Origin of the sequence: Paenibacillus chondroitinus NBRC 15376 (genome assembly GCF_004000765.1) — a bacterium.
GTDB lineage: Bacteria > Bacillota > Bacilli > Paenibacillales > NBRC-103111 > Paenibacillus_E > Paenibacillus_E chondroitinus.
On the sequence record NZ_BILW01000002.1, the window covers coordinates 162,792 to 180,083 of the forward strand.

At 46.6% G+C, this 17,292-nt stretch carries 17 protein-coding genes; 6 read left to right on the forward strand and 11 right to left on the reverse strand.

What is annotated here, in order from left to right; genetic code table 11:
- Window positions 1-385: 385 nt before the first annotated feature.
- From PCH02S_RS03240 to fucU, 3 genes are all read right to left on the reverse strand, one after another.
- The gene (locus tag PCH02S_RS03240; RefSeq protein ID WP_127450028.1) at window positions 386-781 is read right to left on the reverse strand and encodes a hypothetical protein; all 396 of its coding nucleotides are present in this window, start codon (window positions 779-781) and stop codon (window positions 386-388) included.
- Between the two features lie 966 nt (window positions 782-1,747).
- On the reverse strand, window positions 1,748-3,538 hold the full coding sequence (locus tag PCH02S_RS03245; RefSeq protein ID WP_127450030.1) for an L-fucose isomerase: 1,791 nt from the start codon (window positions 3,536-3,538) through the stop codon (window positions 1,748-1,750).
- 83 nt (window positions 3,539-3,621) lie between these two features.
- A complete protein-coding gene (gene fucU / locus PCH02S_RS03250) occupies window positions 3,622-4,047 on the reverse strand; it encodes an L-fucose mutarotase (protein ID WP_127450032.1) in 426 nt (141 codons plus the stop codon).
- A 121-nt stretch (window positions 4,048-4,168) separates the two neighbouring features.
- Between fucU and PCH02S_RS03255 the strand changes: the two genes are divergently transcribed.
- The gene (locus tag PCH02S_RS03255) at window positions 4,169-5,176 is read left to right on the forward strand and encodes a LacI family DNA-binding transcriptional regulator (protein WP_127450034.1); all 1,008 of its coding nucleotides are present in this window, start codon (window positions 4,169-4,171) and stop codon (window positions 5,174-5,176) included.
- A gap of 68 nt (window positions 5,177-5,244) precedes the next feature.
- Window positions 5,245-5,556 (forward strand): hypothetical protein, encoded by a 312-nt coding sequence (locus PCH02S_RS03260; RefSeq protein WP_127450036.1) that lies wholly within the window; start codon window positions 5,245-5,247, stop codon window positions 5,554-5,556.
- 287 nt (window positions 5,557-5,843) lie between these two features.
- Here PCH02S_RS03260 and PCH02S_RS03265 read toward each other — a convergent pair whose 3' ends face one another.
- The 7 genes from PCH02S_RS03265 to PCH02S_RS03295 all read right to left on the reverse strand — a co-directional run bounded on the left by PCH02S_RS03265 (window position 5,844) and on the right by PCH02S_RS03295 (window position 12,933).
- Window positions 5,844-6,353, reverse strand: coding sequence for a hypothetical protein (locus tag PCH02S_RS03265; protein WP_127450038.1), 510 nt, complete (start codon window positions 6,351-6,353; stop codon window positions 5,844-5,846).
- 87 nt (window positions 6,354-6,440) lie between these two features.
- Window positions 6,441-7,283: an SDR family oxidoreductase gene (locus PCH02S_RS03270; RefSeq protein ID WP_127450040.1), complete on the reverse strand. Its 843-nt coding sequence runs from the start codon at window positions 7,281-7,283 to the stop codon at window positions 6,441-6,443.
- A 188-nt stretch (window positions 7,284-7,471) separates the two neighbouring features.
- The gene (locus tag PCH02S_RS03275) at window positions 7,472-9,274 is read right to left on the reverse strand and encodes a CBM96 family carbohydrate-binding protein (protein ID WP_127450042.1); all 1,803 of its coding nucleotides are present in this window, start codon (window positions 9,272-9,274) and stop codon (window positions 7,472-7,474) included.
- Between the two features lie 201 nt (window positions 9,275-9,475).
- Window positions 9,476-10,321: a helix-turn-helix domain-containing protein gene (locus tag PCH02S_RS03280; protein WP_127450044.1), complete on the reverse strand. Its 846-nt coding sequence runs from the start codon at window positions 10,319-10,321 to the stop codon at window positions 9,476-9,478.
- A 190-nt stretch (window positions 10,322-10,511) separates the two neighbouring features.
- Window positions 10,512-10,724 carry a twin-arginine translocase TatA/TatE family subunit gene (gene tatA, locus PCH02S_RS03285; RefSeq protein ID WP_127450046.1) on the reverse strand — a complete coding sequence of 71 codons (213 nt, stop codon included), beginning with the start codon at window positions 10,722-10,724 and terminating at the stop codon, window positions 10,512-10,514.
- Between the two features lie 20 nt (window positions 10,725-10,744).
- Window positions 10,745-11,305 carry a RidA family protein gene (locus PCH02S_RS03290; RefSeq protein WP_127450048.1) on the reverse strand — a complete coding sequence of 187 codons (561 nt, stop codon included), beginning with the start codon at window positions 11,303-11,305 and terminating at the stop codon, window positions 10,745-10,747.
- 20 nt (window positions 11,306-11,325) lie between these two features.
- Complete coding sequence (locus PCH02S_RS03295) at window positions 11,326-12,933, reverse strand: flavin monoamine oxidase family protein (protein ID WP_127450050.1); 1,608 nt, start codon at window positions 12,931-12,933, stop codon at window positions 11,326-11,328.
- A gap of 231 nt (window positions 12,934-13,164) precedes the next feature.
- Between PCH02S_RS03295 and PCH02S_RS03300 the strand changes: the two genes are divergently transcribed.
- The 3 genes from PCH02S_RS03300 to PCH02S_RS03310 all read left to right on the forward strand — a co-directional run bounded on the left by PCH02S_RS03300 (window position 13,165) and on the right by PCH02S_RS03310 (window position 15,148).
- A complete protein-coding gene (locus PCH02S_RS03300) occupies window positions 13,165-13,392 on the forward strand; it encodes a MerR family transcriptional regulator (RefSeq protein ID WP_127450523.1) in 228 nt (75 codons plus the stop codon).
- Window positions 13,393-13,420: 28 nt separating this feature from the next.
- Window positions 13,421-14,179 carry a twin-arginine translocase subunit TatC gene (gene tatC, locus PCH02S_RS03305; protein ID WP_127450052.1) on the forward strand — a complete coding sequence of 253 codons (759 nt, stop codon included), beginning with the start codon at window positions 13,421-13,423 and terminating at the stop codon, window positions 14,177-14,179.
- Window positions 14,180-14,260: 81 nt separating this feature from the next.
- Entirely contained in the window at window positions 14,261-15,148 is an 888-nt protein-coding gene (locus tag PCH02S_RS03310) for a LysR family transcriptional regulator (RefSeq protein ID WP_127450054.1), read from the forward strand.
- On the opposite strand, the gene PCH02S_RS03315 is transcribed toward PCH02S_RS03310, so the two are convergent.
- On the reverse strand, window positions 15,132-16,463 hold the full coding sequence (locus PCH02S_RS03315; protein WP_164819418.1) for an APC family permease: 1,332 nt from the start codon (window positions 16,461-16,463) through the stop codon (window positions 15,132-15,134). The two genes, PCH02S_RS03310 and PCH02S_RS03315, sit on opposite strands and share 17 nt — an antisense overlap.
- Before the next feature lie 289 nt (window positions 16,464-16,752).
- Here PCH02S_RS03315 and PCH02S_RS03320 point away from each other — a divergent pair, with 289 nt between their 5' ends.
- Window positions 16,753-17,160 carry a hypothetical protein gene (locus PCH02S_RS03320; RefSeq protein WP_164819419.1) on the forward strand — a complete coding sequence of 136 codons (408 nt, stop codon included), beginning with the start codon at window positions 16,753-16,755 and terminating at the stop codon, window positions 17,158-17,160.
- The last annotated feature ends 132 nt before the right edge of the window (window positions 17,161-17,292 follow it).

The window sequence follows — 17,292 nt, forward strand, 5'->3', positions numbered from 1 at the left end:
GAAAGGGAACTGTGGGGCGCTATTTCAAGGTTTTCGGCGGATATTCCGCCCAAGACCTTGAAATAGAGCCCTGTAGTTCCCCTGCAACAGCTCTATCGCCGCTTTTCTGGGAAATAGCGGCTTGTAGTTCATATTTGCTTTGTTTGACATTTTTTCAAACGTTCGTTTAGCGATGTACTCAGGATGTTCATAACATTTATTTCACCCATAAAATCGCTGCTTAAATAGGTTGCAAGTGTACTCTCAACTACTCTTCTGATGTCTCCCATAAAGAAACTACCGTGGTCGCCATTACAATCGCTATCATTTAGTGTTCAAATTTTAATAAAACATAAAACAGCCCTCAACTTAATGACAAGGTGGGGGCTGTTTTTTTAGTAAATTTTTATCCTTGAGAGGATGATGCGGTATTATTTCCTACATTTAAATAAACATAAAATGTAGTACTTACACTACTCCCAGGGCCATTATATTGAAACCTTAAAAATGCATTAGCAGGTCCTTGCAAACTCTCAGTGGGTTTATATAAACTTAGGGTTTCGTTATCGTAGGAACCGCCAATTACGGTAATCTTATAATTAGGATAAAGTTCACCAATATAATCATTTCCACCATCTACAATAGTGTAGTTTGCATAGAAATATGCAGTGATAAAACCAAAAGCAGTTTCCTTTACTTGAACATTCGAATAATTACAATATCCTGAACCACAAGAAACAGTCGTTGGAGTAAGAGAGAATGTGCTTATTGTTCCTGGCTCGTTGACAGATGCAGCCCCCACTTTACTAGCCCCAACAGATCCGTCCGGATATACCGTCCCTCCATCAAAGATAAAGATAATACACAAGAAAACAACTTACTTTTTTCATCCAAAAATCCCTCCAAAAATTTTTTTGAAAGCTTTATTTAGCCTTCTTATATTAATAGACACCTTAAAATAATATAATATCACTGAATTTGAAGATAAATACTAAAAATTGGAAATGAATGATTGTATATGATGGATAATGGTTCGTCTTGGGCAACGTTTGCGGGCATATCTTTCTTTTTCTTTTTCCTACAGTTTATTCCGTTAATAATTTTACTTGTTGGTGGTTGGATCTTTATGCGATATGTAAAATACAGTAAAAGAACCTTAAATGAAATAAAAGAGAAGCTTGATGAGATTGAAAAGCGAGTAAGTAAACAGTAAAGTCAAAATATAATTTCACAACTATAAAAGAGTTAAAAACGAGCCTCTAAAATTCCTTCTAGGGGCTCGTTCGCGTTCAGGTAGATATAATAATATTTGTAACTCTTTTCACAACAATCCTCGCTGCTGAAACGTAATATTTGGCGCCCTAGAGTCCCCTTTAATTTACATTTTATAATAGTCATTATGCTTCGGCTCAGCTTTTTGCAGCCCCCTTCTTCCCTTGAGGTTACACGTCCCAAGACACATCACTAGAACGTTGATGAAATCAATATTCCGTGCTCTCCCCACTCCGAAAGTAGGAGATAGCGCACTCATAAACTGGCATAAAGAACTGAGAGGGGGCACCCCCCATCAAATACCGATGAGTACAGGTTCTCTTCTGCAATAAATTCACATGATATGCTTCACTTTCTAAACCATGAATTTTAACCCTAAGCTTTGAACCATTCAACCGCCAAGTATCGTTCTGCCACTGCTAGCCCCGAAATCGACGACCAGCATATTCTAAGGGTGTGCACTAAGTTCACTAACGAGGCGGCACCTCAATTCCTCTTACTTGTACAAAGGACCAAAGGAGCTGCAAGCCCTGAAATCCGCACCTTCTGGATCGGACGTTCCGAAATTGCTCCAAACACGCGGACGGAAAATTTGCTCTTTGGCCACGTTATGCATGGAAACCGGAATTCTCAAAATCGCCGCTAGTGTGATCAAATCTGCGCCGATGTGGCCGTAGCTGATGGAACCGTGGTTCGAACCCCAGTTATCCATAACCGAGTACACATCCGTGAATGACCCTTCACCTGTCAAAATCGGAGCAAACCAAGTTGTCGGCCACGTTGAATCCGTACGATCGTCCAATGTCTTATGAACATCTTCAGGTAGATCCACGGAGTAACCTTCGGCCAATTGCAGGACAGGTCCCAAGCCCTTCACAAGGTTGATTCGAGACATCGTTACTGGCATTCCACCTTTGGTAAGGAAGTCCGACGAGTACCCGCCTCCGCGGAAATATTCGAGGGAAGCCGGGCGCCAAGATGTCGCTTTCAGACATTTGCCCACTTCTTCATCGGTAATTTCCCAATAAGGTTTCATGGCAGGCTGACCGTCACGCGACTGCTCACCTGTACCGTCAAGTGCTGCTGGACCCGAGTTGATTAAGTGAAGTATGCCGTCTTTTGCCGCACCGCTTAATGTGTGCCCTGTCACCCGTTTAACGGAGTCAGGACTCCAGTATGTTCTTACATCTGCAAAAATTTGCGCCGTGTTCGTCAAAAGATTACCGAAAAGCATCGCAACCCCGTTAAGGCTGTCGTTTTCGGTAGCAACCAAATAAGGCGCACGTTTGCCGTTCCAGTCAAAGGATGTGTTCAAGATCGCTTCCATGAAGTCGCCGTTCGGGAAGTGATCCGTCCAGTGGCGTTGGCCTTGGAAGCCGGAAAGGATCGCGTTGTGACCAAGCGCTTCTTCTCCAAATTCAAGATCGGCCAGGCGCGGATTGCCTATCATTAAGTCCCTGACGATCATGGACATTTTCACAACGGTCTCCCAGTCTTGATCTTTTCTTTCACGTGTTGTTTGGATGGCAGCTGGATTATTATCCGGCCCTTCTGCGCAATTCTCCTTGACCCAGTTTAGCGCCAATTGGTACTCTTCCGGATCAAAAATTTCCTCCTCTATGCGGCGAACCAGCTCCGACATATCAACATATTCGTTGCGCATACCCAGGTAGTTCTGAAATAACTCCTCATTCACGATCGAACCCGCGATCCCCATGGAAACGGAGCCGATCGCCAAGTACGATTTGCCTTTCATGTAAGCGGCTGCAAGACCGGCCTTAGAAAAACGGAGCAATTTCTCCTGAACGTCTTGAGGAATGTCCGCTGAACCGGCATCCTGCACATCTTTTCCGTAAATACCGAAGGCAGGAATCCCTTTTTGTGCGTGACCAGACAAAACTGCCGCCAAATAAACAGCGCCGGGACGCTCTGTACCGTTAAAGCCCCAAATCGCTTTCGGTGTGGACGGATCCATATCCATTGTTTCTGTTCCGTAGCACCAACAAGGAGTAACCGTAATGGACACGCCTACGCCGGATTTCGAGAATTTGTTGGCTGCGGCTGCCGCTTCCGCTACCCCGCCAATGCAAGTGTCCGCAATGACACACTCAACAGGTTCGCCATTTGGATATTTCAAAGTTTCGCTTAATAGTGCCGCTACGGCTTTAGCCATGTTCATCGTTATTTCTTCCAGGGATTCGCGAATCCCTTTTCTTCTGCCGTCAATCGCTGGTCTGATCCCGATCTTCGGAAAATCCTGGTTCCATCTGTGATTGCTGTATGCCATGTTTTTAACCTCCTCATTAATGGGTTATTGAGATTTATAAGGTTCTATCGCACGTCAACTTTTAGAGTTATCGATAATTCAAATTACGAGCTAATGACACCTTTTTTCAAAATGACATTGGCGTATAAAGCTTTCTCGCTTGTTGCTACAATGGCATAAGCTTTCTTGGCTCTTTCATAAAAAGCAAAGCGCTCAACATATTCAATCTCCGGTTTCATGTGCTTTTGAATGATTTCTTCGTATACGCCCCAGATCGGCGTTTCCACTTGATCACCGGGGACAACGGCCATTAAAGCTACCGGTTGTTCACTGTATGTATCCAGAGGGAACAACGATAAAACCGCTTCCAACAACTCCGGAACGCCATGGCCGTCGCAGCGCAGCAGACGATTCGCATGGCTTGCTGCCGGAAAGTTTCCATCCGCAAAAATAATTTCATCTCCATGGCCCATCTCCATAAGTACCTTTAATAACTCAGGCGACAAAATAGGCGGTATTCCTTTTAGCATATTCAAGCCCTCCTCTAAAAATGTGTGTTATCGATAACTCAAAATTATCAACTTTAAACCTTGCTGTCAATCTTTAATTTCTATACAATAGACAAATACATGAATGAAAAGGTGACGCTATTTGATTACAATTTATGATATCGCTGAAAAAGCCGGTGTTTCGGCCATGACCGTTTCCCGAGTTATCAATAACACGGGCCGCATCAGCGAAGCCACGCGCAAGCGTGTTAAGAAGGTTATGGAAGAACTTCACTATATTCCAAACTCAATGGCTCGCAGCCTCGTCCTACAAAAGACGAAAATTCTGTCACTGCTTATAACAGATATTACGAACCCGTTTTATACGACACTCGCCCGCGGGGCTGAGGATGCCGCACTTCGGGCCGGTTACCGGCTGTTGTTCGCAAATAGCGATGAGGACTACGCGAAGGAGAAAGGTTATGTCGATATGATGTTGTCTACCCGTGTGGACGGCGTCCTGTTCGCCCCTACCGGGGACCACTCGCTCGAGAATTTACTGCAGCTGCAAAAACATAACATTCCTTTTGTCGTGCTCGACCGTGAAATTCCGGGCATTGAAGCGGATCTCGTGCTTGGGGACAGCAAGGAAGGCGCAAGAAAGCTCGTAGAGCACTTGATTGAGCTCGGGCATCACCGGATTGCCATGATTAACGGTTCCCCTGACGTCTCCACCGCTCGGCTAAGGTATACAGGCTATCGCGAAGCTCATCTGCTCAGCGGACTCGCTGTCGAGGATTCGCTCGTGATTCACCGGAACTTCCGGGATTTTCAAGATGAATCTGCGCTTGATGCGCTGATCCATCACGAGAATCCGCCTACCGCCATTTTTGCAGCCAACAACATGCTGGCCATTGGCGCCATTCAAGCCCTGAGAAAACGCGGCCTGCAGGTCCCCAGCGATCTCTCGGTCGTTTGCTTCGATGGTTTCGGACCCACGGATGCTTTAAATCCTTTTCTGACCGTAGCTTCGCAGCCGGCCTATCAATTCGGCGCGTTGGGCATGCAGCTGCTCATCGAGCGCATTGAAGGCGAAGCAACGCTGGAGCATCGGAAGATGATCCTGCCTTCGGAGCTGCTCATTCGTTCATCTACGCAAGCTTTGGCGTGAGTAGAAAATCGCCCTATGCCCTTGCGCCTTACGTTCAGCAAAATCAACAGGTTATCAAAGGAGATCACATGAATCCAACCGTTAAACAAGCCCTGCAAATGACCATCGACAACTGGAACGCCATGTCTGCCTCGCGTAACGATGAGCAGGAAGCGGTAGCGGACCAATTCCAGTCCTCTTTTTACCTATTCATCGATGTTTTCCGTGAATGGGTCCAAGTATTGGAGCCGCAGCCGCAATCTATCGACGATCTGATGAATTTGGAGATGGTGCAGGACATCCTGGACATCCTCCCCGCGCCGCTCCACCTCAACTTTGAGACGGAAGCCGAGTTGATCATGGACAATGTTCTCCGAGTTGACGAGGATAAATATGATTAAACCCGGCATCCGCTTGAGTACGGCGGCCAACATTTAGCGGAACTACAAGACGCTGTGCTCTGGCAAACAGACGATTTGGCATCAGAAGCGGAACTACAGGGCCTTATTCCAGCAAAGCTGCCTCATTTTATCCAAATACAACAAAAATAGTGACCCACAGTTCCCTTACAATGTCGCATATGGCCAATTACATCGAAATAGCACCCTGGTGTCCCCTTATCTCCACGGCAAACAAAAAAGCTGTCTCCAATGGTTCATCCGACCCACGAAGACAGCTTCATTTATGCCTATACCGTTTTATCCACAAAAGCAACTTGATTCTGCTCAGCAAATTTCTTCAATCTGCCCGCCATGGCCGCCACGTCAAAACGATTCAGCGTTCTGTTGTACACCCAGCGCGGGGATTTGCCTTTCAGATGAATAACCACCTGTCCTGGCGCATACACGATCTCGTTAATGTTATCCGCACCCAGTACCAGCTCTCTGGCAAATCCACGCTTCGACAAGCTCGTCTTACTCACCTTCAGATAAGGTCTGCGAATGAAATAAACGAACAAACCTACTACCATGTATGCGCAAGTTGTGTACCAATACATGGTGTCCCCACTCGTTTTAGTCAAAGTCAACAATAGAAAGACGGAAATCAGAACGAAAAACAAAGCTAACATAATGCTTCTGCCCTTAAACACTTCAGCCCGATCAGGATCTGTAGAAATAGGGGCAATCCCTCTTTTGGACCTATCCTTATTGATTTTCTTAGCATTTTTACTGACCATTCGTTCCCACTTGCGAGACATTCATTTCACTCCTTGATTTTCTGCGTTCAGGACTCCTTGTCACTGTTGCTATCACTGTTACTACCTCTACCGCTACCACCGACATTGTTATTTCAACAATCGATGTAAGAGGCCTTCGTACCATCTCCATGGCAAAAAACTTCTAGCCCAAAGCCCCATCTGCACACCGCGGCCAAGCGGATAACGAAGCTTCGCTCCCGGCTTGTCCACCAGCCGCGCGATTGCGTCTGCAACTTCCTGCGGATCGGGTGCGGTCATGGCCGTTTTCCGCGAATACGCCAACACCTTGCCAAGCTGCTGCCAGTATGGCGATGTTTCCGTCGTATGAATAGCCTCGAAACCTTTTCGCCAAATCTCCGTGCGGTAAGCTCCCGGTTCAACCAGATGTACCCTGATGCCAAACGGCAGCATCTCCAAACGAAGGGATTCGCTAAATCCCTCGACCGCGAACTTGGATGTGCTATACGGCGCATACCCGGGAAAGGCCGACAACCCGCTCACACTGCTCACATTGACAATGCAGCCTGACTGGTTAGCGCGCATGATCGGTAAAACGGCCTTGGTCGTCGCAATGACGCCAAACACATTCGTTTCCAGTTGGGACCGCCAGGCTTCCATCGGGACATCTTCCACGTAGCCGCCAACAGCGAAGCCGGCATTGTTAATCAGCACATCGATTCGTCCATACTTCTTCATGATAGCAGAAACAGCCTCTTCAATCGATGTCTGAATCGTTACATCTAAGCGTAAGGTGTCGATGGATGAGCTTACTCCTGCCTTTTCAGCTTGCAGCAGCAATGAGTCGCTCCTGCTCAAGTCCCGCATCGTCGCGATCACATGGTACCCTTTTTGAGCCAGCGTAATTGACGTTAACAAGCCGAAACCGCTGGATGCACCTGTCACCAGTGCGATTCCATGTGTACTCCCCATCGCCGCCACCGCCCCTCATCTAGCAATCACTACCCTACATAATCCCACACAAACCTCACAATGTCGATATGCAAAAGTGATGCAGCGAGCACCATTATTCTCTTGCATGCCCATAAGCCCGATGTTTTAATCCCTCTTCCCCTCAAACGAAAAGAAGCCCCGCATCAGGGACTTCTCCTTCTTCACCATCATTTATTCACATTGGAGTTATACAAGTTGCCTCCGCCCGTACGGGTGTCATTTTGTGCCGTCGTCCCCGTAGCAGCGCTTGTCGCATACACTACATAACCTGTTGAGCTGTCCAAATTCACCGTGTTATTGTTAAAAGCATTATTCGTACCTGTCGCATACTCCGTGCCGTGGGTACGAACCTGGAACGCATCCACCACATTGGAGTTGCCGTTTCGGAACCCTTGATTATAGCGTACGATCGTATTTACACCTTTGATATCGATAAAACTGTCTGCACTGTTAGCTCCGCTTATACCAGTCCCGTTGAACGTACAGTACTCGATAATCGTCCCGTTGGCCCCTTCTTTTACGTCAATATGCTCAGCGGTAATCCCGCCGTCAAAATTCGTATGCGAGATCACATTTCCTGTCACAACATGCTCATAATCCGAACTGGAATCCGAACCTACATAGGCTCCTTCCCCATAACCCGCTTGGTATTTGCCGGTATCATAGATCAAAGAATACTCCAGTGTGTTGTTCGAGCTGCCGTCACGGAAATGTACACCTTCGTCTCCAACATAATGAACTTCAACATTGTTAAGCAGATTGCGGTTTCCATTGTCTATGATAATTCCTTTTTGGGCATTGGTGATCTCCATATCGCGAATTTGCCAATAATCACCTGTCAGGTGAATGCCATAGGAACCATCGTTCACATTCACGCCTTTGAGGATCGCCGGATTCGCGGCATCGCAGCTTTTCAGGATAATCGGATTGGCAGATGTCCCGCTTTTGCCTGAGTAGAATAACCCTTGACCGCCTGGATCACCGCTCGTCGATCGGTTGCCGATATAAGTGCCTGGAGCAATAGAGATGACACTGCCTGCTGACGCATTCAGCATGGCATCCTGTATGGCAGCCGTTGTGTTCAGCGCATTCGTGCAGCCCGCCGGAGGTGTCCCCGCGCTCGTTGTCGCATTGATCGTGCTGCTCTGCGCGGAGGCATTGCCTGCGGCATCTTTCGCTTTGACATAATAGCTATATGTCGTCGAAGCCGTCAAACCGGTATCGCTGGTCGAGGTGCCGCTTACGTTTTTCAGGAATGTGCCGTTGCGGTACACATCATAGCCCGTAACCCCCACATTGTCCGTGGATGCGTTCCAGCTTAAATTGATTTGCGAGCTGGAGGCTGCTGATCCCGTCAAACCCGAAGGCGCAGTAGGCGCCTGTGTATCCCCGCCCCCGCCGGCGCTGCCGCTAACGACAACAAGCTGAGGTTTATTGGCCGCATTTTCACTGCTGTTCAGGGTTGTGTACTTGCCGACACTTTCCTGGAGTGCAAAAGAAACAACGCCATCCCCTGCAGCTTGTGCAGTCACATAGGAGGTCACATCAATTTCGTTATACGTATTCGTCGTATTGATCGAAACACTTCCAGCCGAACTGCCAACCGCAGGTTTGTTGTTCCAGGTCAGCGCCGACTGCGTCCAACTGTCAGCCGTTTGATAAGCGGAAAGAACCGTTGCTGCTGACGCGCTCCCGTACACGCGCAATTTGGCGCTTGTCACACCGGTTAGACCGCTTAGATCAAACTTAAGATACGAGTAGCGTGATGCGCTTGCATCATTTTTGACATACAAGGAAGTTGCTGTCCCATAATTGGAATCCCCGTTACTTTGATGAACGTAAGCGTCATCAGACGGAGCGAGCGTCGACGTTGCGGCACTTGCGAACGATGGCAGCGCCATCAGCATCCAAGATGAGAGCAGAACCGCAGCCCATGTTTTCCCTGCATGTTTGCGAACGATTGTAACCATTACACCATTCCTCCTAAATGTTCAAATCTTCTCCTCGTTGCCCAGATGACCAGCGGTAAATTAGCAGCAGACAGGTTCACACGCTCCTCTTTTCCACACATTCTTACCAGCTTGGCAACGCTTACATATGAAAGTATAAAAGATTGCCAGCCCAGCATGTGTCCATTTATTGTCTAGAAGTTGCACTGTATTGCGGTATTTCTAAAGCTGCAGACGGTATGTCTTCGGAGTGATCCCCAGCACTGTTTTAAACACCCGGCAGAAATAAGATCCATTCAGAAAGCCGACCTCCTGCGCGATGAAGCTGGCCGTTTTATTCGTCGTTTCGAGCAGCAAACAAGCCTCTTTTAGCCTGCGGGCCACGATAAATTCCGTAATGGAACTGCCCGTAGACTGCCGAAAAGTATGAGACAAGTAATAGGTGGATAAGTGCAAATCCTCGGACATCCGATTTAAATCGAATTTCTCTTTATAGTGAAGTTCAATCCATTCAATCATCTGTATGGCGGTATGCGAATAACGTGGTCTGAGCTTCTCTTCAAAACCGCTATACAGCTTTTTCCTGACAGGCTCAATCCCCTGAAGAATGGCTAAAAGCGATAAAACGAACTCTTCCTCCTGTTTATGAAGGAGCGTACGCGCCAGTTTCTCGTGAAGCCGCTCAAATAAAGCTGCCACATGCTGCTGCTCCCCAATGGCCTGACATTGTAAGGGCTGCTTCCAGAGGATATTGAACCACTGGCGTATTCCACTGAAAGCGAGCAGCGCTGCATCCAGCTTATAGGGATCAAACATGAGGATGGAGCGGACGAACGGCCCCTTGATTTGCAGCCGATGCAATTGGAACGGCTGAAATACGAGCAGCGTGCCAGGCTCAACAGGGCAAACCTGCTTATTCACCTCGACATGGCCATACCCCTCGTAGACATACAGAAATTCCATACAAGGATGAGCATGGTAAATTTCCCACGCGGGCTTTCGGCTGATCTTGTAATGGTTCAGGTGAAACGGTTCTTTTCTCACATCGACATTCGTGCTTAGCTTCAATCGCGATCCCTCCAACTGATGGAATGAAATGGCAGCTTTTTGCGTGAGCACACTATATCACATCCAGCCTTCCTGCAATTGTGTAAAACCTAGGTTTGCCAGTGTTTTTTATAGGCAAAAAAACCTGCACTTGCTCCCTCGCACATGAGGAGGATCGCAGGTACAGGTTTCTTTTATTCACGTCGTCAAATTAAGCTTTTGCTTTATCCAGCAGCTTATCATCCTTCTCAATATGGTCAGCTGTTTCTTTACCTTCGGAAACAAGCTCCCTCGCCGAACTCTTAAACTCATGCAGCGTACGTCCAACAGCGCGTCCCAGCTCCGGAAGCTTGGAAGGCCCGAAAAGCACCAGCACAACAACTAAGATTAACATAAGACCTGGAAACCCGATATTTTGCAGCATAGATCATCAACTCCGTTTCATTAGTCTTGGTTATGATGTTTCGGATATACCGCTACCGCTTCGATTTCGATCAACCAGTCAGAGCTGACGAGGCCTGCTACGCCAACTGTGGAACGCGCCGGTTTCACAGGATTGGCTTCCGTCCCAAAAAATTGAGCATAAGCATCAAACCAGCCTTGATAATCAAACTTGTTCTCTTTGGCAGCATCGGCTGTCACATAGACACGCAGATAAGCGACATCGGCAAGCGTTAAGCCTTTCTCCTTCAATTGTTTTTCAATTTCCTTCAAAATTCCGATACCTTGCGTTTTGGTATCCCCGTAACGCTCATAAACGGTTTTGCCATCCTTATTAATAACCGGCGGCACCGTACCGCTTGTAAACAAATAGGAAGAGCCAGCCGGGACGGATACGCCCGCAGAAATCGAAGAGCTCGGATTGCCATAGAACTCGACTTCATTAATAGGCTCCGCCGCATATTTATTGGTCTTCTCAGCTCCTGCTGCATAAGCGCTAACACAAATGAGGCATGAACCTATGGTGGCAGCTGCTATGGTTTTCACTTTTTTAGTTAAGATCATCGTTCATCGCTCCTCTTTGTCTACTCTTTCATGACGCGCTCATGAATCTCGGTGACCACTTTTCTTGCAGACTCGATAGCCCCTGCTTGCCAAGCGGTAATATAGCTGATATGCTCTCCCGCCAAATAAATACGGCCGTCCGGTTTACATAACGTCGGATAGTAATTCTTACGGTCATCTGCCGTATAGGACGCCCATCCGCCCAAATTATACTTGATCTTCTTCCAGTCGATGGAGAACGAAGCTTCGAACTCTTTATAATATTGCGGATGGATTTTAGCACCTTGGCTTAATGCATAATCTTCGCGCTGGGCCGGCGTCATTTTGCCGAGTTTATCTGCATTTCCGCCGAAGGCGTAGTAACCGAGCAGTAGCCCTTTTTTCGCAAAATAGTCGGTAGGCGGGTAATAAATGCTGGAAATATCCATATTCGTCAATGTACTTCCGCCGTAGATGAATTCATCTTCCTCCCAGAAACGGCGTTTGAATTGAAGACCGATTTTACCAGCAGATGCGTAAGCAATCTTGGAAATCGCCGTCCTCATTTCAGCAGAGAAATCAGCCTTAATATTAGTGAGAACAGGAAGCGGAATGGTACAGATACAGTAGTCTCCTGAAATCTCTTTACCGGCACCCGTGTTCAAATCCTTGTACAGAATGGTTACGCCGTCAGACGATTGTTTAATTTCTTGCACTTCGGAATGGAAGACAATTTTGTCGCTGACACGCTTTTCAAAAGCTTTGGCAATCATATCCATCCCGCCAACCGGGTGGAACATCATCATTTGTTGATCATAGGAATATTCACTGCTAAAAAATTGCCCAAAACCGGAATTAATGATGGCCTTTAAGCTAAAAGGGTCTTTCCGAACGCCGGAGTCGAATTTACCGCCCGGTTCCTCGGTGTAGCCAGCCCGCTCCGAGCCTTTGTAGAACAGATCCGCATTCAGATCCCCTTCGGATTTCAAGTAGGCGACAAGTTTCGCTTTCTCTTCTGTTGTTAGAGGGAGATCCAGCGCCTTCTGATTCACTGCTTTCGCCAACATTTCGGCAACATACCCTCTTACATCCGCTTTGGCCTGGCGCTTAGGAATTTTCACACCCGATAATTCGCCAACATTTTCATTGTAATAGTAACCACTTTCATTCACATTATTAAAAGGCTCGATCGCTACGCCAAATTTACGGGCATAATCCAAAGTTACATGAAACTGTGGAATCCGCATTGGTCCTGCATTAAAATACATCCCGTTATCAAAGCGCGCCACTTGCTTGGTACCGCCAATTTCCGTGACCGACGTTCCTCTGCGAACCGACCATGCTCTACCACCCGCACGAGCTCTAGCTTCTAGAATGGTGCATTGATACCCCGCATTCCCTAGTTCATAGGCAGCTGTTAAACCTGCAATCCCTCCGCCTAAAATGATGACTTTCTTACCATTGCGATTGGTAGATGTGAGATCCCAGCCTGAAGGAGGCGTATAGTCGGCTGCTTTCATTGTCTCTGGGGATAACAAACCTAATGTACCCATTACACTGAAAAGTGCGGCTGACCCTCCTACTTTTCCGACTGTGGTCAAAAATTGTCTACGTGTAATTTGATCTTCTTTGATCGGTGTCTTCTCCATGCTCCCATCTCCTCGTTCGTGTTTGGATAAACCGCACCTTTAACATACCAACGGAAAATGGTTTCGTCATTAGTTTGTGTAAGATAACATTACATAAATTAAACTTATACTAGGATAAAAAGGGATTATTTGATCTGTTTTTGCCGAAATGATAGAGTTTACTTATGTTTACGTCACTTACATGTTAGTTTAACTTACATAATCGGAGGTTGGATAACGATGATAACGAAGATGACGCAAAAGAAAGTGATACAAATCGGAGTGGTCAGTGAATTAACCGGATTATCAGAAAGACAAATTCGCTATTACGAGGATCGGAAGCTTATTTTTCCGGAGAGAAGCAAAGGCGGCGTTCGCAAATATTCATTTGAGGATATTCAAATGATTATGGACATTCATACGAAAATGTCGGACGGCTTCCACACCCTTGAGCTCAAGCGCATGCTGGCAGGTTCGTAAGGCAAACTGAGAGTTGGAGGCGCCTTCTATGCAACTAAAAGAAATGATGTCATTGGTTGACCATTTATCCGAACTGCGAACCCGCATCATTCGAATTTTGGTCGTACTGGTTCTTACAATGATCGGTGGCTTTTTCGCAGCACAGAAAATTCTCCTTTACTTCAAAGAAACACCACCAGCATCTACGATGAGTTGGCATGTGTTCTCTCCCATGGACGGCATTCGTATCTATATGATGATCGCTTTCGTCATTTCGCTTACGATCACGCTGCCTTTCATCCTTTTTCAATTATGGGGCTTCGTGAAAGCAGGTCTTACGAAGGAAGAACAAAGCGCAACGCTTCGCTATATCCCTTATACGTTTCTCTGCTTTATCATCGGCCTTTCCTTTGCTTACTTTGTCGTTTTCCCCATGTGTATGACATTTACTGTGCGCATCACGGAAAACCTTGGTTTAACTCAAACGTATGGCGTCGCTCAATATTTCGGCTTTATGCTGAACATCGTGCTCCCTTTATCCATTGCATTCGAATTGCCGATCGTCGTGATGTTCCTGACGCGAATTAAGCTGCTCAATCCGAAGCTGCTGCACAAATTTCGCCGGTACGCCTACCTCGTTCTCGTCATCACGGCCAGCCTCATTTCACCGCCTGATCTTATTTCACACCTGATGGTTGCCGTGCCCTTGTTTGCTTTATATGAAATCAGTGTCGTGCTTTCCCGCTTCGTGTTTAACGCGCAAATCCGCGAAAGCAGCAAACTAAGCGCAGAACTTCCTTCTTATTAAAATAGGCCTTCATTATCATTGCCTTCCCTTGATGTATGGGATATATTTACACCAAGATATCCTACAGGGGCAGGGTGAATTATGCGTATCGAACAACTGCTGTATATGATTGAAATCAACCAAACAGGTTCTATATCACTTGCAGCTGAGAAGCTGCATGTTTCCCAACCTAATATTTCACAAGCCATCGTCTCTTTAGAGGAGGAACTTGGCGTGAAACTTTTTAATCGATCCCGTTTTGGTGCTGCACCTACCGTAGAAGGCAAGCTAATCATCAGTAAAGCAGAAGAAATCATTAGCAAAGTAGAGGAGCTTCGGGAGTCTGTCAGTCATCATGACAAGGAACTCTCTGGACTCCTCTCCATTGCGTCCATACCCAGCCTATGCTTAAGCGTTCTCCCAGGAGCGTTAGCGGTTTTTAAAGAAAAACACCCTGAGGTTGAGTTAGAGATGCTTGAACTGGATTACCAGCAGATCAAACAAGAGGTTCTTTCGGGCAACGTTGACATGGGGTTAATCGCTTTGTCCAAAGAACACGAAGAAAACAATAAACAATTAACGGTCGAAAAGCTGATGGATAACCGAGTCATGGCGTGTGTAGGCAAAAATTCACCATTCGCTCATCGGACAAGCATTTCCATTGAGGAACTGGCGAATCAACCTATTCTGCTCAATTCTGAACACTTAATTGAAAAGCTGAGAAAATACGGGGAACCGAATATTTTATTCAAACTCGGAAACTCGGAAGCAGCAAAGCGCGTGATCGCCGAGGGAATTGCGATTGGCTTTTATACCGAACTCGGCTTGAAATATGACCCCTATATTCTTACAGGCAACACGATTGCCCTGGAGATCACCGGAGAAGACATGGATGTCACCTTCTGCTCCATACGATTAAGAAATCGGCACCAATCCATCGCCTCCAGAGAATTTGCCAAAGAATTAAAAGCGATTATTGCGTTAAATTAATTTCTAAGCGGTCATCTTTTCGTCTGCCAACCATTTTCACATATAGGATCGAAGCGTTGAACAGCAGGACATTCCCAATAATTAATGGCGTGGACAACCGGCTTAGCAGTAAATACCCTTGGTACACTAGTAAAATAACAGCTATGGAGACAATGATATATAGCAAGGTTGGTTTCATGGTGAATGGAGCTTTACGGTAAAGCTCCGTATGTTTGCGTGGCAGTTGAAGTGCCGAGAGGACAGGGAAAATGCTGGAAAAAAGCAAGATGCCGACACCAAGCTGAGAAATCGTCGTTAAGGATACGCCCGTCACGATCGGTATGACGCCGAGTAAATAGTAGAACGTCAGCAGCCAATGCGGCGTGCCGAATCTGCGATTGACGGCGCCGAATGCGGCAGGAAGCCAACCGTCCCGGCAGGCGACCAGCATTCCTCTCGTCACCCAAGAGAAGGTCACATTCAGGGTTGAAGCTAGCGCGAACATGGCTCCCCCAACGATAAAAAACAAAAACAACGGATGGGGCAATATTGTTCTGGCCACATCAGCAAGCGACTCTCCCGCAACCTCGCTCACCGGCAAAACACCAGTCGCCACAATGCCAATGCCAATGTACAACAGAGCAACGATACCACTGCTAATCAGTATGGCAAGCGGAATATCCCGATGAGGGCGTTTCATCTCCCCTCCCATTTCAACAACCGCATAAGCGCCGCCGGAAGCGAAGGAGGTCATCCCTACAGCCGTTAGCAGCCCCGTCCAGCCACCTGGCATCATCTCCTTCGGATGAAACACCGAGTAATCGACTTCCGTCACTCCCCACACAATGAAAACAAGCAGCGAAAGCAGCTTGATTACAACCAGCCATTTGCCCAAAGATGACATGAATTTCACGCCGAACAAATTAATCAGATAGAAAAACGTGAGAATAATGAAGGCAACCAGCATAATTGGCGCCTCTGGCATAAGTCCTTGTAAATATTGAGCAAATGAGATCGCATACACCGCTATCGTCAAATGGCCGAAAGTGAATAAAAGCAGATAAACAAACCCTGCATTCGGTGACAGCAGACGGCTTGTGTACGTGTACATACCTCCTGTTGTTGGCAGAACAGATCCTAGTACCGCAAGTGGAATCGTAATAATGAGCATAAAAATCGAGGAAAGCAGGAATGCAAGCGGCACCCCCGTCCCGGTTAAGCCAATGGCGATCCCGGTAATGGACATAATGCCTGCTCCAATGATTTGGCCAATTGCAATGCCAATTGCGTCTTTTAACCCTAATACCTTTTTTAAATCCGCTGCTTCATTCGCCACAATGACAACCCCCTCACAACTGTATTCACAAAGTTAACAACCCAATTCTTCATGCAGCCGACATTCCCTGCTTATTTTCTGAATATTTATATTTTTTGTAATCCGGCATAAATCTTCCCTGCCCCTGCATAGTTTATATAGTTGCTTATTACTGAAAGCCGCATGAAACTTTTACAGAAAATTATTTTTACTTGGGAAGGGAAGTTGATTTCGTATTCTTACACTTGAGAAAATCGAACACATTGAGGTTGGCTGTACAAATCCGCAGGACGCCATCATTATTCGCCTGTTGGTCGAGGGCATTGAGGCGCACGAAATCGTTTATTTAAAAAAGAGCTCCTTAGACGCTAAAAAGCAGCTGCTTACTGTCACGGACGCCTTCGGAGCCAAAAGACAGGTACACGTATCCAAACGTTGCGTCGACTTGTTTCAAAAGGCCATCCTCCAAACGCAATATGTCGCTCACCTCGGCCATCCAACCAAACAAAAGGTCACCGATCTTCGCAGCAGTGACGACCTGATCAAAGTAAGCATGGACGATTTCATCGCAAATCGCTGTCTGATTACTCAGATGGATTGCGTACTTTTAAGAACCATTTATATGCGTCTTCGGCAGTTAGCGGAAAGGTTTTCGACGCCGGAGCTTACATATTTAACTACGACAAGGCTTGAGATTAAACAAGCTGCACATGCTTAACACGAAAAAGAGGCCCTAGGGCCTCTTTTTTTGATAGCTAAATTCCGCCATGCTACCTTTTATCAAACGAAATGTTCTTTTTTTATTGTTTATGTACGAAAATGTTTGATAAAACCAAGGCGATATGCTATC

What these genes read in the sequence shown, in the direction of transcription:
- PCH02S_RS03310 (WP_127450054.1), top strand. Translation starts at nt 14,261, where the DNA reads ATGCGTATCGAACAACTGCTGTATATGATTGAAATCAACCAAACAGGT.
- PCH02S_RS03270 (WP_127450040.1), bottom strand. Translation starts at nt 7,283, where the DNA reads ATGGGGAGTACACATGGAATCGCACTGGTGACAGGTGCATCCAGCGGT.
- tatC (WP_127450052.1), top strand. Translation starts at nt 13,421, where the DNA reads ATGCAACTAAAAGAAATGATGTCATTGGTTGACCATTTATCCGAACTG.
- PCH02S_RS03295 (WP_127450050.1), bottom strand. Translation starts at nt 12,933, where the DNA reads ATGGAGAAGACACCGATCAAAGAAGATCAAATTACACGTAGACAATTT.
- tatA (WP_127450046.1), bottom strand. Translation starts at nt 10,724, where the DNA reads ATGCTGCAAAATATCGGGTTTCCAGGTCTTATGTTAATCTTAGTTGTT.
- PCH02S_RS03245 (WP_127450030.1), bottom strand. Translation starts at nt 3,538, where the DNA reads ATGGCATACAGCAATCACAGATGGAACCAGGATTTTCCGAAGATCGGG.
- PCH02S_RS03260 (WP_127450036.1), top strand. Translation starts at nt 5,245, where the DNA reads ATGAATCCAACCGTTAAACAAGCCCTGCAAATGACCATCGACAACTGG.
- PCH02S_RS03275 (WP_127450042.1), bottom strand. Translation starts at nt 9,274, where the DNA reads ATGGTTACAATCGTTCGCAAACATGCAGGGAAAACATGGGCTGCGGTT.
- fucU (WP_127450032.1), bottom strand. Translation starts at nt 4,047, where the DNA reads ATGCTAAAAGGAATACCGCCTATTTTGTCGCCTGAGTTATTAAAGGTA.
- PCH02S_RS03290 (WP_127450048.1), bottom strand. Translation starts at nt 11,305, where the DNA reads ATGATCTTAACTAAAAAAGTGAAAACCATAGCAGCTGCCACCATAGGT.
- PCH02S_RS03300 (WP_127450523.1), top strand. Translation starts at nt 13,165, where the DNA reads ATGACGCAAAAGAAAGTGATACAAATCGGAGTGGTCAGTGAATTAACC.
- PCH02S_RS03265 (WP_127450038.1), bottom strand. Translation starts at nt 6,353, where the DNA reads ATGTCTCGCAAGTGGGAACGAATGGTCAGTAAAAATGCTAAGAAAATC.